The sequence below is a fragment of the Nocardioides sp. J9 genome, from assembly GCF_007829375.1.
GTDB lineage: Bacteria > Actinomycetota > Actinomycetes > Propionibacteriales > Nocardioidaceae > Nocardioides.
In genome coordinates this window covers 78,793-91,852 of sequence record NZ_VLJQ01000024.1, presented here as the reverse complement: position 1 = coordinate 91,852, position 13,060 = coordinate 78,793, and the positions used below count along the sequence as shown (strand labels likewise).

Below are 13,060 nucleotides of genomic sequence, written 5' to 3'. Positions count from 1 at the left end.
ACGCGCGGCAGCCGGCCTCAGCGGCGCAGCTCGGAGCGCCGCATCGCGAACACCCAGCGGCGGTGCGGGTGCTCGGTGACCGACCACAGGCAGCCCGTGTCCGGCCACCAGACGAGGTCCTCGGGACCGATCGGGGTGGCCCACCGCACCTCGCGGAACTCGCCCGGCGTGCCGACGTACATCGAGCCGGGGAAGAGCGGGGTGCGTGACGCGGTGGCGTAGTAGGTGCCGTCGACGACGGACACGCCCTGCATCCGGGTCTGGCCGCGGTCGTCGACGTCGGGCAGCGACCGGCCCTCGACGTCGGCCAGCAGCAGCCGGGTCTCGGGGTCCAGCGGGAAGCGCGCGAACCGACGGGTCTGCTTCGTCGAGCCGTACTCGCCGACGAGCAGGGACGGGGTGCTGGCGCTGTGGTCGACGGTGAAGAACGAGAAGCGCAGCCGGGTCATGCCCTCGTCGGCCTGACCCTGGTAGGCGAAGCGGACCGGCAGCACGTAGCGGTGTCCCCACGTCTCGTACGACGACCCGGCGGGCACCCGCAGGATGTCGTCCATCCGGCAGGTGAAGAGGCCCTTGCCGGTCGCGCCGACGTGCAGGTAGTCGCCGTGCCACACGATGCCGCCCGCGTGCACCTTGAGCGGGCGCAGCCCCGGCACGCCGTCCTCGACGGTCGGCGTCACCAGCAGCACGTGCGCGTAGCGGCGGTGCTCGACGTCGACGATGCTGATCCGCGAGCCGGCGCCCTGCTTGGAGTACCACGAGGTCGCGAGCACGTCGTGGCCGTGCTGCTCGCGGAAGCCGGTGCCGACCGACGTGGTGATGCCCTGCGGGTACCAGGCCGGGTCGCGACGGTCGTGGGCGTCCCAGGTGTAGGCGCGCACCACCTTGCGGCCGAGCAGCCGCGGGGTCGGGGCGAAGGTCCGCCGGAGCCGGCCGGGCAGGTCGGGCACCATCCCGGTGATGCCGACCCGGCCGCCGCCGTCGGCGGCGAGGGCAGCGGCGAGTGCGTCGATCTCGTCGATGTTCTCGGCGGTTCGGGTCAGGTGCAGTCCGGCCACGGCGGCCACGGTAGCCCCGCCACCGAAGTCCCGGCGACGGCGCCTGCGCCATCATGGGAGGCGTGAGGGGCATCTTCTTCGACGAGGAGCACGCGCGGCAGGCCGCCGAGACGCTGGTGCGGGGCGGCTACGCCGCCGAGGTCGTGCGGGAGCGGCTCGCCGGCGAGGACGACGACGAGGACCACCCGTGGGCGGTGCTCACCGACGCGCCGGAGATCCAGCTGGACATGCTCGTCGAGATGTACGACGGATGGCTGGACTACGACGACCCCGAGCCTGCTGCGGGCGAGTCGCCGCAGGCACCCCCGCTCGTGCTGCCACTGCCCGACCAGCCGCGCCGGATCAAGAGGCCGGAGGGCAGCTGAACGGTCCGCCGCGCTGGACCCAGGCCGTCGCGAGGATCCGCCGGTCGTCGTCGAACGAGCCCTCGGCGAGCACCGTGCTGCCGTCGGCGCGGACGTCGAGGTCGGCCTCGAACCCGGTCGCCGGCGCACGCTCGGCCAGCCAGGTCTCCAGTCCCTCGGCGTCGCCCGCCGCGGTGTCCTCGTCGTCGAAGGACCGCACCGCCAGCAGCTCGTCCGGGGCGGAGAACAGCGCCAGCCCGGCGTCCGGGTGTGCGAGGCCGTCGTACTCCCGCTCGAGCACCTCGGGGCTCACCTGCCCGCCGGCGGGCCCGCAGGCGGGGTCGAGCTGCAACCCGGCGTACTCCAGCTCGTCGAGGTCGGCGGCGTGGTCGAGGAGGTCGTCGAGGCTGCCCTCGTCCGAGAGCGAGTCCACGTCGTCCTCCGCGACGTCGATCGCGAGCTCGACGTCGCCGGAGAGCACCAGCCGCTCGTCCGGCACCAGCGCGAGCCGCTGCAGGACAGCCGGGTACCGGTCGCCGTACAGGCTGCCCTCGGCCTGGTCGAGGGTGATCTCGAAGGTCAGCACGTCGCCGTCCTCGCCCCGCTCGTAGCCCGCGTCCTCCAGGTCGTCGGCGACCTCGTCGACGTCGATCCCGTCGTCCAGCTTCCAGACCCGCACCGGCGCGCGGTCGGGGTGGCTGCCCACCGCCTCCCACACCACGTCGAGGTCGCTGAAGGCGGCGTCCTGCATGACCTGCACCCAGTTCGCGAGCTCGGTGCCGTAGCCCTCCTCGAGCTGCGACTGCACCCACTGGTCCATCTCCTCCTCCGACGCCGGGGTGGAGAGGTCCTCGAGCCCGACGCGCTCGGCGACGGCGGCGCGGTGCACGAAGGCGACCGTCGTGCTGTCGCCGGGCAGGTACTCCAGCGCGTCCTCGAGGTCGGAGCTCCCGGCGAGCAGCCCGCAGCCGGTGAGCGCGGAGGCGAGCAGGGTGAGCGCGGCGGCGGTCCCCGTGATCCGCCCGGGCGAGTCCGTCATGGCGCCCATCATTACCCTCGGGTGCATGACCGACACCCCGGCACACCGGTTGCTGCTCGTCCACGCCCACCCGGACGACGAGTCGATCGGGCAGGGCGCGACGATGGCGAAGTACGTCGCCGAGGGTCGCGGCGTGACGCTCGTGACCTGCACGGCGGGGGAGATGGGCGAGATCCTCGTCCCGGAGCTCGAGCACCTCGCCGCTGACCGGGAGGACCGCCTCGGCGAGCACCGCAGGGGCGAGCTCGCGGCCGCGATGGCCGAGCTCGGCGTGACCGACCACCGCTTCCTCGGCGGCTTCGGCACCTACCGCGACTCCGGCATGAAGTGGCACGAGGACGGCCACGCCGTCGCCGCCGACGACGTGCACGAGAACGCCTTCTGGAACGCCGACCTCACCGCGGCCGCGACCCACCTGGTCTCCGTGATCCGCGAGGTGCGGCCGCAGGTGCTGGTCACCTACGACGAGTTCGGCGGCTACGGCCACCCCGACCACATCCAGGCCCACCGCGTCGCGATGTACGCCGCGCAGCTGGCTGCCGCGCCGCCGTACCGCCGCGACCTGGGGGAGGCCTGGGACATCGCCAAGATCTACTGGGGCGCGATGTCGGAGAGCCGGGTCCGCGAGGGGCTGCGCCGCCTGCGCGCCGAGGGTGACACGACGACGTTCGAGGGCATGGACCCCGAGGGGGACCTGCCGCCGATCTTCCGTCGCGACGAGGACATCACCTGCGAGGTCGACGCCTCCGACTTCGTCGAGCGCAAGCTCGCCGCGCTGCGCGCGCACGCCACCCAGATCACCACCGACGGGCCGTTCTTCGCGCTCTCCAACAACCAGGGCGCGCAGGCCTTCGGTCGCGAGCAGTACTGCCTGGTCAAGGGCGTCCCCGGCGACACCGACGGGGACAACGGCTGGGAGACCGACCTCTTCGCCGGCATCCCTGCCTGAGCGGTACGACGCCGTGGTGGTCCTGCAGCGGGTGCTGCTCGCCGTGCTGTGGCTGCTCGCCGGCGCGGCGGTCGGCACCTGTGCCGTCCTCCTGCACCGCTACCCCTGGGGGCTGCTGCTCGGCCTCGCCACCACTGCCGCCGTGCTGGTCGCCGCTGTGCCGGGCTGGTGGGGGCGCCCGGCCTTCGCCGCGGGGTGGCTCGTCGTGCTCGCGGTGGCGAGCGCGGAGCGCGCCGAGGGCGACTACCTGATCGCCGCGGACGGCCGCGGCTACACCCTCCTGCTGTCCGGGACGGTCGTCCTGGCGGGCGGTGTCGCCGGCTTCTTCCGCCGCCCCCGCCAGGTCCACGATTCAGGGGGAGCGGAGACGGCTCCCTAGGATGGCGCCCGTGGGAATGTGGGATGACGTGGCGAAGGACGCCGACGCCAAGCGCGAGCGCCCCGGCGGCAGGGCCGTCGTGGTGGTCGTGGTCGTGCTCCTCCTGCTGGTCGGCGGCGGCTACGCCGCAGCCCACGCGGTGGCCGGCGACAAGGTGCCGCCCGGCACGACGATCTCCGGCGTCGACGTCGGCGGGCTGACCCGCGCGGCTGCGCGAGAGAAGCTCGAGGAGGCCTTCGGGCCGCGCGCCGACGACCCCATCGCGATCACGGTCGAGCACCGGCTGCCCGGCGAGGGCAACAACGGGGACCGGGCCCGCGCGCGGATCAAGCCCGCCGACGTCGGGCTGGCCGTCGACTACGACGCCTCCCTCGACGAGGCCGGGGCCGAGGACAGCTGGAGCCCCGGCCGGCAGTGGGACTACTTCACCGGCGGCGACGACCTCGACGCCGTGGTCACCCTCGACGAGGAGCTCTTCGAGGAGCGCCTGACCGAGGCCGCCCGTGGCCTGGGCACCCCGCCGAAGGACGGTCAGGTCCTGTTCACCGCCGACGGCGTCGAGACGGTCGACCCGGTCCCGGGTGAGGCGATCGATGCCGCCGCCGCGCGGGACGCGATCACCGACGCCTTCCTCGAGGGCGAGGACGCGGTCGACCTCGCGGTCACCACCGCCCAGCCCGAGATCGGCGCCGAGCAGGTGGCCGAGGCCGTCGAGGACTTCGCCGAGCCGGCGATGTCCGGGCCGGTCACGCTGGTCTTCGGTGAGAACGAGGTGCGCCTGGCTCCCAGGCGCTTCGCCCGCGTGCTCTCGATGGCGCCCCGCGACGGCGAGCTGGCCCCCGTCGTCGACGAGAAGAAGCTGCTGAAGCTGGTCGAGGCGGCCACCTCCGACGGCAAGCCCGTGGACGCCACGGTCCGGCTCGTGCGCAACAAGCCCCGCGTCGTGCCCGCCAAGCCCGGCGTCGAGTTCGACCCGGCCGACGTGGTCGAGGTGTTCACCGGCCTGCTCACCGCCGCGAAGGGCTCGCGCAGCGGCGAGGTCGAGGCCGAGGTCACCGAGGCCGAGTTCACCACGAAGGACGCCCGCGACCTCAAGATCGTGGAGAAGGTCTCGGAGTTCTCCACGACGTACCCCCACGCGGACTACCGCAACGTCAACATCGGCCGTGCCGCCGAGATCATCGACGGCACCGTGCTCAAGCCGGGGGAGACCTTCTCCCTCAACGAGACCGTCGGCGAGCGCACCGTCGAGAACGGCTTCACGTCCGGCTACATCATCAGCAACGGCATCCTGCGCAAGGACCTCGGCGGCGGCGTCTCGCAGATGGCGACCACGCTCTTCAACGCCATGTTCTTCGCCGGCCTCAAGGACATCGAGCACAAGCCGCACTCGTTCTACATCGACCGCTACCCGGTCGGCCGCGAGGCGACCGTGGCGTGGCCGACGGTCGACCTGCGCTTCCAGAACGACACCGACCACGGCGTGCTCATCCACGCCTGGGTCGAGCCGAGCAGCTACTCCCGCGCGGGCAAGGTCACCGTGCAGATGTGGTCCACCAAGGTGTGGGACATCGAGTCCACGACCTCGGACCGCTACGGCTACACACCGCCGGCGACCCGCACGCTGAACACGCCCGACTGCGAGCCGCACTCCGGCTGGTCCGGGTTCCAGGTCGACGTCACCCGGATCTTCCGCAAGCACGGCGAGTCGGCCGTCGACCACACCGAGAAGTTCCACACCGTCTACACACCCTCGGACACCGTGGTCTGCAAGAAGCCCGGTCCGCCGCCGCCGGAGGACCCGGACGAGGGCTGAGCCCGGCATCGCGCGGGCGGTCACCTTGCTAGGATGTAGAACGCGTTCTAGTTCAGGAGGCCTCCAGCGTGACCACCACGTCCGCCACCCCCGTCATCGAGGGCTGGTTCACCACCGGTGACGAGCCGCGCCTGCTGGCGTCGCGCTGCACCGCCTGCAGCAACCTCGTCTTCCCGCCGGTGCCCGTCGCCGAGGAGGGCGCTGCGGGCGCCTTCTGCCGCAACCCGTACTGCGACGGCGACCAGCACGAGAGCGTCGAGCTGTCCCGGCGCGGCGCGGTGTGGTCCTACACCGACGCCCGCTACCAGCCGCCGGCGCCGTACGTGCCGGCCATGGACCCCTACGTGCCCTTCGCGCTGGCCGCGGTCGAGCTGCCCGAGGGCATCGTCGTGCTCGGCCAGGTCGCCGACGGCTTCGGCGTCGACGACCTGGAGGTGGGCGGCGAGGTCGAGCTGGTCGTGGAGGTCCTCCACGTCGACGAGACCGGCGAGCGCACGATCTACCGGTGGAAGCCGGTCACCGACACGACGGAGGAGGCCCGATGAGCGGGGTCGCGATCGCCGGGGTCGGCATGCACCCCTGGGGCAAGTGGGGCCGCAACTTCACCGAGTACGGCGTGCACGCGGCCCGGGCCGCGCTGGCCGACGCCGGCATCCCGTGGACCGACGTCGACCTCGTCGTGGGCGGGGAGACGGTCCGCAACGGCTACGCCGGCTACGTCGCCGGGTCGACCTTCGCCCAGGCACTCGGGTGGAACGGCGCGCGGATCGCGACGTCGTACGCCGCCTGCGCCACGGGTGCCCAGGCCATCGACACGGCCCGGGCACGCATCCTCGCCGGCCTGTGCGAGGTCGCCCTCGTCGTCGGTGCCGACACCACGCCCAAGGGCTTCCTCGCCCCCAACGCGGGTGAGCGCTGGAACGACCCCGACTGGCTGCGCTTCCGGCTGCTGGGCATGACCAACCCTGCCTACTTCGCCCTCTACGCCCGCCGGCGCATGGACCTCTACGGCGCGACCAGCGAGGACTTCGCGCAGGTCAAGGTCAAGAACGCCCGCCACGGCCTGGCCAACCCGAACGCGCGCTACCGCAAGGAGGTCAGCGTCCAGGACGTGCTGTCCTCCGCGGTGGTCTCCGACCCGCTGCACCTGCTCGACATCTGCGCGACCTCCGACGGCGCCGCCGCGGTGGTGCTGTGCAGCACGGAGTACGCCCGCAAGCACGGCATCGCCAACCCGGTCCGCGTCGCCGCCGTCTCGACGGTGACCCCGACCTTCCCGAACACCGTCATCGACATGCCGCTGCTCGCGACCGACTCGTCCGCTGCGGTCGGCGCCCCGGAGCGCACCTTCAAGGAGGCGATCGGGCAGGCGGCGTACGAGGAGGCCGGCATCGGCCCCGAGGACGTCGACGTCGCCGAGGTCTACGACCTTTCCACCGCCCTCGAGCTGGACTGGATCGAGGACCTGCAGCTGTGCAAGCGGGGCGAGGCCGAGGTCCTGCTCCGTTCCGGCGACACCACGATCGGTGGCCGGATCCCGGTCAACCCGTCGGGTGGGCTGGCGTGCTTCGGCGAGGCCGTCCCGGCCCAGGCGATCGCGCAGGTCTGCGAGCTCACCTGGCAGCTGCGCGGCCAGGCGACCGGTCGGCAGGTCGAGGGTGCAAAGGTCGGCATCACCGCCAACCAGGGCCTCTTCGGCCACGGTTCCTCGGTCCTGCTGGCCGTCTGACGGAGCCTGCGAGCAGGGTCGTGAGGGGCTCGCCGCTGGTCCGCGCGCACCAGAAATCCGTCGATCCCAGCCGGGGGTCCGGGTAACTTGCGGGAGCACGAACCCGCTCCCGGCGCACCGGGCAGGAGGTCACTGTGACGACCAGTCGCACCACTGCGCGTCGTCCGCTGCCCCTGGGCGGCGGCTGGTCCTGGCTGGTCGAGATGGGCGTGCTGGTGGCTCTCTTCACCGCCTACAACGCGATCCGCGCGGTGTGGGGCGACGACCCGGCCGCCGCGTTCGGCCACGCCCGCGGGGTCCTGCGGATCGAGGGTGACCTCTTCTCGCTGGTCGAGCTCCCGCTCAACGAGTGGATCCTCGGCCTGCCGGCCCTCGCCGTGGCGACCTGCTACTTCTACGCCCTCATGCACTACGCGATGACCCCACTGGTGCTCCTCGTGTCCCGGCGCCACGGGGGCTGGCACTACTGGCGCGGCTACTGGGCGCTCGTGCTCGCCTCGGCGATCGCGCTCGTCGGCTACGCCCTGCTGCCGACCGCACCCCCGCGGCTGATGCCCGAGCTCGGCACCGTCGACGTGATGGCGCACTTCTCCGAGTACGGCTGGTGGGGGAGTGCCGCCTCGGCCCCGCGCGGCCTGGGCGACGCCACGAACCAGTTCGCCGCGATGCCCTCGCTGCACTTCGGCTGGTCGCTGTGGTGCGCGGTGCAGATGTGGGGGCTGGGCCGCACCTGGTGGCGGGTCGCGGCGGTCGCGTACCCGACCCTGCAGGTGTTCGCCGTCCTCGCCACCGCCAACCACTTCGTCCTCGACGTCGTCGCCGGGGGCGCCTGCGTGGTCACCGCCTACCTGGTGGTGGAGCTCGTCGGTCGGGTCGTACGACGCTCCCGCGACCGTCGGGCGCCCGAACCCGCTCCCGTCGTACCTCCCACCGGCGACCGGCCCGCGACCACGGCCTCCGCGGCCACGGCCTCCGCGGCCGCGGCCCCGGTCGGGGACCACGTCCGGGAGGAGTCGCGGCTCACTGCGGCGGGAGGACCTCCCAGACCACGTGCTCGCCAGCCAGGCCCTTGAGCTCGACGGGCTCCCGCTCGGCCAGCTCCACCGCGGCGTCCTCGTCCAGGGCGTCGCGGACCGCGTCGCTGGCGAGCACCTCGCCACCGTGCGCGAGGTCGGCGACCCGGGCCGCCATCGCGACGTTGCGCCCGAAGTAGTCACCGTCGCGGGCGACCACCTGCCCGGTGTGGATGCCGATCCGGACCAGGATCGGACCGTGCCGGCGCAGGGTGACGTCGCGCCGCAGGTCGCGCTGGATCCCCAGCGCCGCACGGCACGCCGCCTCTGCGTCGCGGAAGGCCACCATGAAACCGTCCCCGGCGGTCTTGACCACCTGCCCGCGGTACTTCTCGATCTGGGCGCGCAGCACCCGGTCGTGCGCGGCCAGCACCTTCACGAACGTGCCGTCGCCGAGCCGGTCGTTGAGGCGGGTCGAGTCCTCGATGTCGGAGAAGAACAAGGTGACCGTGCCGTCGGAGGCGGCCATGTTGACGATGTCGGCGCGCTCGTCGTCGCTCGCCCAGGTCTGCAGGTCCTCGATGGTGCTCTGCACCAGCCCGGTGATCCCGCGCTCACGCACCCGGCTCGCGGCCCGGATGACCCGACGCACGGCGCGGTCGGCCGACGTGGACGGCGGGGGCGGCCGGAGCGCCGCGTCGAGGTCGGCCTCGAGCTGGCCGATGTGGGCCCGGGCGTCGGCCAGCTGCCGCTGCAGGCGCCCGCGGTCGCGGGCGAAGGCGACGACCACGCCGACGAGCAGCAGGCAGAGCACCCCCAGGACGATCGCCACGAGCGAAGACTAGCGACGGCCGTTGTGCGTCCGCAGTAGCGTGAGACGGTGACCACGTCCGCTCCTGGCATCTCCACCCTCGGCGCCCTGCGCGCCTCCGGCCACCAGCAGAAGTCGCTGCGGGCCGAGCTCCGCACCAACCTCCTCGACCTGCTCGCCCGTGGCGAGGACCCGTGGCCGGGCCTGCACGGCCTCGAGGACACCGTCATCCCCCAGCTCGAGCGCGCGATCATCGCCGGCCACGACGTCGTCCTGCTCGGCGAGCGCGGCCAGGGCAAGACCCGGCTGCTGCGCACCCTGGTCGGCCTCCTCGACGAGTGGACCCCCGTCATCGACGGCTCCGAGCTCGGCGAGCACCCCTACGAGCCGATCACGGTGGCCTCGCGGCGCCGCGCGGCCGAGCTCGGCGACGACCTCCCGGTGGCGTGGCGCCACCGCGACGAGCGGTACGCCGAGAAGCTGGCGACGCCGGACACCTCGGTCGCCGACCTGATCGGTGACGTCGACCCGATGAAGGTCGCCGAAGGCCGCTCGCTCGGCGACCCGGAGACCATCCACTTCGGGCTCGTCCCGCGCTCGCACCGCGGCATCGTCGCCATCAACGAGCTCCCTGACCTCGCCGAGCGGATCCAGGTCGCGATGCTCAACGTGATGGAGGAGCGCGACATCCAGATCCGCGGCTACGTCCTGCGCCTGCCGCTCGACGTCTTCGTCGTCGCCTCCGCCAACCCCGAGGACTACACGAACCGCGGCCGGATCATCACCCCGCTCAAGGACCGCTTCGGCGCCGAGATCCGCACCCACTACCCGCGGGCCCTCGAGGCCGAGGTCGCGGTGGTCCGGCAGGAGGCCGACCTGCTGCCCGAGCACGTGGACGTGCCGGACTTCCTGGTCGAGGTCCTCGCCCGGTTCACCCGCAACCTGCGCGAGTCCAGCGCCGTCGACCAGCGCTCCGGCGTGTCCGCCCGGTTCGCGATCGCCGGCGCCGAGACGATCGCCGCGGCCGCGCTCCGCCGGGCGACGATCCACGGGGAGGAGCGGGCGGTGGCCCGCGTCGTCGACCTCGAGACGGCCGTCGACGTGCTCGGCGGCAAGATCGAGTTCGAGTCCGGCGAGGAGGGCCGCGAGGCCGAGATCCTCACCCACCTGCTCCGCACCGCGACCGCCGAGGTGGTGCGCGAGAAGTTCCGCGGCCTCGACTTCGCCCTCCTCGTCGCCGCCGTCGAGGACGGCGCCACGATCACCACCGGTGCCTCCGTGACCGCTCGCGACGTCCTCGCGGGCCTGCCGGTGCTGGGCGAGTCCGACCTCTACGACGCCGCCTGCGAGCGGGTCAACGGCCCCGGCGGCGGCCGCAACGACGGCGAGCGTGCCGCAGCGATCGAGCTGGCCCTCGAGGGCCTGTACCTCGCCCGCCGCATCGGCAAGGACAGCGACGGTTCCGAGACGGTCTATGGCTGACGCTGCGTTCGGGGTCCGCGCGGCCTCGGGCACCCTCCGCGGGGAGGGCCCCGGGGTGGAGCTCCCGCACGCCTGGTCGCCCGAGGGCGTGCTCGCCGGGCCGGTGACCAACGGGGCACAGGCCCTCCACCTCTCGGTGGCCCTGTGCGTGCTCAACGACGTCCACCGCGAGGCACGGGAGCTGGGGATCCCCGTGGAGGGGGTCGCGGTGAGTGCCGACGGCGGCTTCGACCAGGCGTGGGCCTCGACCGGCATCAGCTACTCCGTCGTCGTCGACTCCGAGGCATCGGCGGAGGCAGTGGACCAGCTGCTGGCGGTCGTCGACGAGGTCGCCGAGGTCCCCCGTGCGCTGCGCGCCGGCGCCGCCGTGAGGAGGGTCGAGCCATGAGCCGCTACCGCAGGTACGACGGCGGCGACCCGCTCGCCCCGCCGGTCGACATCGCCGAGGCGCTCGACGCCATCGGCCAGGACGTCATGGCCGGCTACAGCCCGGAGCGGGCGATGCGCGAGTTCCTGCGCCGCGGGGGCCAGGACCAGGCCGGCCTCGACGACCTCGCCCGCCGGGTCGCCGAGCGGCGGCGCGAGCTGCTGCAGCGGCACAACCTCGACGGCACCCTCGCCGAGGTCCGCGAGCTGCTCGAGAAGGCCGTCCTCGAGGAGCGCAAGCAGCTGGCCCGCGACGCGATGATGGACGACGCCGACCGCGCCTTCCGCGAGATGCGGATGCAGAACCTGCCCGACTCTCCGGCGGCGGCGGTCACCGAGCTGGGCGACTACGACTGGCAGTCGCGCGAGGCGCGCGAGGCCTACGAGCAGATCAAGGACCTGCTCGGCCGCGAGCTGCTCGACCAGCGCTTCGCCGGCATGAAGCAGGCGCTCGAGAACGCCACGGACGCCGATCGGCAGGCGATCAGCGAGATGCTCGCCGACCTCAACGAGCTCCTCGAGAAGCACGCCCGCGGGGAGGACACCCCCGAGGACTTCCAGGAGTTCATGGACAAGCACGGGCAGCACTTCCCGGAGAACCCCCAGGACGTCGACGAGCTGATCGACGCCATGGCGCAGCGCGCCGCCGCTGCCCAGCGGATGCTCAACTCGATGACCGAGGAGCAGCGTCGCGAGCTCATGGAGCTCTCCGCCCAGGCCTTCGGATCGCCCGCGCTGATGGAGCAGCTCGGCCGGCTCGACGCCAACCTGCAGTCCCTGCGGCCCGGGGAGGACTGGACCGGCTCGGAGCAGTTCGGCGAGGGCGAGCAGGGCCTGGGTCTGGGCGACGGGACCGGCGTGCTGCAGGACCTCGCCGACCTCGACGCGCTCGCCGACCAGCTCTCCCAGTCGTACGGCGGGGCGCGGCTCGACGACGTCGACCTCGACAAGCTCGCCCGGCAGCTCGGCAACGAGGCCGCGGTCGACGCCCGCAAGCTGCAGGAGCTGGAGAAGGCCCTGCGCGAGTCCGGCGCGATGGAGCGCGGCTTCGACGGCGAGCTGCGGCTGACCCCCAAGGCGATGCGCCAGCTCGGCAGGGCGCTGCTGCGCGACGTCGCCGAGAAGATGTCGGGCCGCCAGGGGCAACGCGACCTGCGCCAGGCCGGGGCCGCCGGCGACCTGTCCGGCGCCACCCGGCCCTGGGCGTTCGGCGACACCGAGCCCTGGGACCTGCCGCGGACCATGCTCAACGGGGTGCTGCGCCGTGCCGGTGAGCCCGGCGGGCCCCTGCTGTCCATCGACGACGTCGAGGTGGCCGAGACCGAGGCCCGCACCCAGGCCGCGGTCGCGCTGTGCGTCGACACCTCCTTCTCGATGGCGATGGACGGCCGCTGGGTGCCGATGAAGCAGACGGCGCTCGCCCTGCACACACTCATCGGGACCCGCTTCCGTGGCGACAGCCTCGAGCTGATCGGCTTCGGCCGGCACGCGCAGACCATGCGGATCGAGGAGCTGACCGCTCTCGACGCGCGCTGGGCCAAGGGGACGAACCTCCACCACGCGCTGCTGCTCGCCAACCGGCACTTCCGCAAGCACCCGAACGCGCAGCCGGTGCTGCTGATCGTCACCGACGGCGAGCCGACGTCGCACCTGGAGTCGAGCGGCGAGGTCTACTTCAACTACCCGCCGCACCCGCTGACCATCGCCCTCGCCGTCCGCGAGCTCGACAACGCCCGGCGTCTCGGCGCGCACACGACCTTCTTCCGGCTCGGAGAGGACCCCGGCCTGGCCCGCTTCATCGAGTCCATGGCGCGTCGCGTCGACGGTTCGGTGATCGCGCCGGAGGCGGGCGACCTCGGCGCCGCGGTCGTCGGGTCCTACCTGGGCTCGCGCCGCGGCGGCCAGCCGGGGACGGGCGGACCGGGCAGCTACGGCGACTGGTTCGGCTCCCGGGGGTTCTGGGTGGGCTGACGCCCGGCCCCGGTGGCTGTGGACGACCCGCAGCCCGGGTTTG

At 73.0% G+C, this 13,060-nt stretch carries 13 protein-coding genes; 10 read left to right on the top strand and 3 right to left on the bottom strand.

The genetic code is table 11. The features are described 5' to 3' along the window. Positions 1-17: 17 nt before the first annotated feature. Complete coding sequence (locus L615_RS02815) at positions 18-1,058, bottom strand: hypothetical protein (protein WP_145724044.1); 1,041 nt, start codon at positions 1,056-1,058, stop codon at positions 18-20. Between the two features lie 62 nt (positions 1,059-1,120). Here L615_RS02815 and L615_RS02810 point away from each other — a divergent pair, with 62 nt between their 5' ends. Continuing rightward, positions 1,121-1,423, top strand: a complete 303-nt coding sequence (locus L615_RS02810) for a hypothetical protein (protein ID WP_145724043.1) — start codon at positions 1,121-1,123, stop codon at positions 1,421-1,423. On the opposite strand, the gene L615_RS02805 is transcribed toward L615_RS02810, so the two are convergent. Further along, positions 1,401-2,441, bottom strand: coding sequence for a hypothetical protein (locus tag L615_RS02805; RefSeq protein ID WP_145724042.1), 1,041 nt, complete (start codon positions 2,439-2,441; stop codon positions 1,401-1,403). The genes L615_RS02810 and L615_RS02805 overlap by 23 nt on opposite strands. Before the next feature lie 25 nt (positions 2,442-2,466). On the opposite strand from L615_RS02805, the gene mshB reads away from it, so the two are divergent. The 6 genes from mshB (at position 2,467) to L615_RS02775 (ending at position 8,387) form a co-directional block, all read left to right on the top strand. Continuing rightward, positions 2,467-3,390, top strand: a complete 924-nt coding sequence (mshB, locus tag L615_RS02800; RefSeq protein WP_145724041.1) for an N-acetyl-1-D-myo-inositol-2-amino-2-deoxy-alpha-D-glucopyranoside deacetylase — start codon at positions 2,467-2,469, stop codon at positions 3,388-3,390. A 16-nt stretch (positions 3,391-3,406) separates the two neighbouring features. Beyond that, on the top strand, positions 3,407-3,769 hold the full coding sequence (locus L615_RS02795) for a DUF6113 family protein (protein WP_145724040.1): 363 nt from the start codon (positions 3,407-3,409) through the stop codon (positions 3,767-3,769). Positions 3,770-3,785: 16 nt separating this feature from the next. Next, the gene (locus L615_RS02790; protein WP_261376534.1) at positions 3,786-5,585 is read left to right on the top strand and encodes a VanW family protein; all 1,800 of its coding nucleotides are present in this window, start codon (positions 3,786-3,788) and stop codon (positions 5,583-5,585) included. Positions 5,586-5,653: 68 nt separating this feature from the next. Further along, positions 5,654-6,130: a Zn-ribbon domain-containing OB-fold protein gene (locus L615_RS02785; RefSeq protein ID WP_145724038.1), complete on the top strand. Its 477-nt coding sequence runs from the start codon at positions 5,654-5,656 to the stop codon at positions 6,128-6,130. Beyond that, entirely contained in the window at positions 6,127-7,314 is a 1,188-nt protein-coding gene (locus L615_RS02780) for a lipid-transfer protein (RefSeq protein WP_145724037.1), read from the top strand. Before L615_RS02785 ends, L615_RS02780 begins: the two co-directional genes overlap by 4 nt. Before the next feature lie 134 nt (positions 7,315-7,448). Beyond that, entirely contained in the window at positions 7,449-8,387 is a 939-nt protein-coding gene (locus tag L615_RS02775) for a phosphatase PAP2 family protein (protein ID WP_051485882.1), read from the top strand. Here L615_RS02775 and L615_RS02770 read toward each other — a convergent pair. Then, positions 8,335-9,159, bottom strand: a complete 825-nt coding sequence (locus L615_RS02770) for an adenylate/guanylate cyclase domain-containing protein (protein WP_036518147.1) — start codon at positions 9,157-9,159, stop codon at positions 8,335-8,337. The genes L615_RS02775 and L615_RS02770 overlap by 53 nt on opposite strands. A gap of 48 nt (positions 9,160-9,207) precedes the next feature. Here L615_RS02770 and L615_RS02765 point away from each other — a divergent pair, with 48 nt between their 5' ends. Genes L615_RS02765 through L615_RS02755 form a run of 3 tightly spaced genes read left to right on the top strand, consistent with a single transcriptional unit; the run spans position 9,208 to position 13,017 of the window. Continuing rightward, positions 9,208-10,620, top strand: coding sequence for an AAA family ATPase (locus L615_RS02765; protein ID WP_028656109.1), 1,413 nt, complete (start codon positions 9,208-9,210; stop codon positions 10,618-10,620). Further along, positions 10,613-11,008, top strand: coding sequence for an OsmC family protein (locus L615_RS02760; protein WP_028656110.1), 396 nt, complete (start codon positions 10,613-10,615; stop codon positions 11,006-11,008). Before L615_RS02765 ends, L615_RS02760 begins: the two co-directional genes overlap by 8 nt. Then, positions 11,005-13,017: a VWA domain-containing protein gene (locus L615_RS02755; protein WP_145724036.1), complete on the top strand. Its 2,013-nt coding sequence runs from the start codon at positions 11,005-11,007 to the stop codon at positions 13,015-13,017. The genes L615_RS02760 and L615_RS02755 overlap by 4 nt, the downstream gene beginning before the upstream one ends. Positions 13,018-13,060 lie beyond the last annotated feature (43 nt).

Excerpts from the sequence above, each read along its gene's own strand:
- mshB (WP_145724041.1), top strand. The coding sequence starts at position 2,467 with ATGACCGACACCCCGGCACACCGGTTGCTGCTCGTCCACGCCCACCCG.
- L615_RS02790 (WP_261376534.1), top strand. The coding sequence starts at position 3,786 with ATGTGGGATGACGTGGCGAAGGACGCCGACGCCAAGCGCGAGCGCCCC.
- L615_RS02780 (WP_145724037.1), top strand. The coding sequence starts at position 6,127 with ATGAGCGGGGTCGCGATCGCCGGGGTCGGCATGCACCCCTGGGGCAAG.
- L615_RS02760 (WP_028656110.1), top strand. The coding sequence starts at position 10,613 with ATGGCTGACGCTGCGTTCGGGGTCCGCGCGGCCTCGGGCACCCTCCGC.
- L615_RS02805 (WP_145724042.1), bottom strand. The coding sequence starts at position 2,441 with ATGACGGACTCGCCCGGGCGGATCACGGGGACCGCCGCCGCGCTCACC.
- L615_RS02755 (WP_145724036.1), top strand. The coding sequence starts at position 11,005 with ATGAGCCGCTACCGCAGGTACGACGGCGGCGACCCGCTCGCCCCGCCG.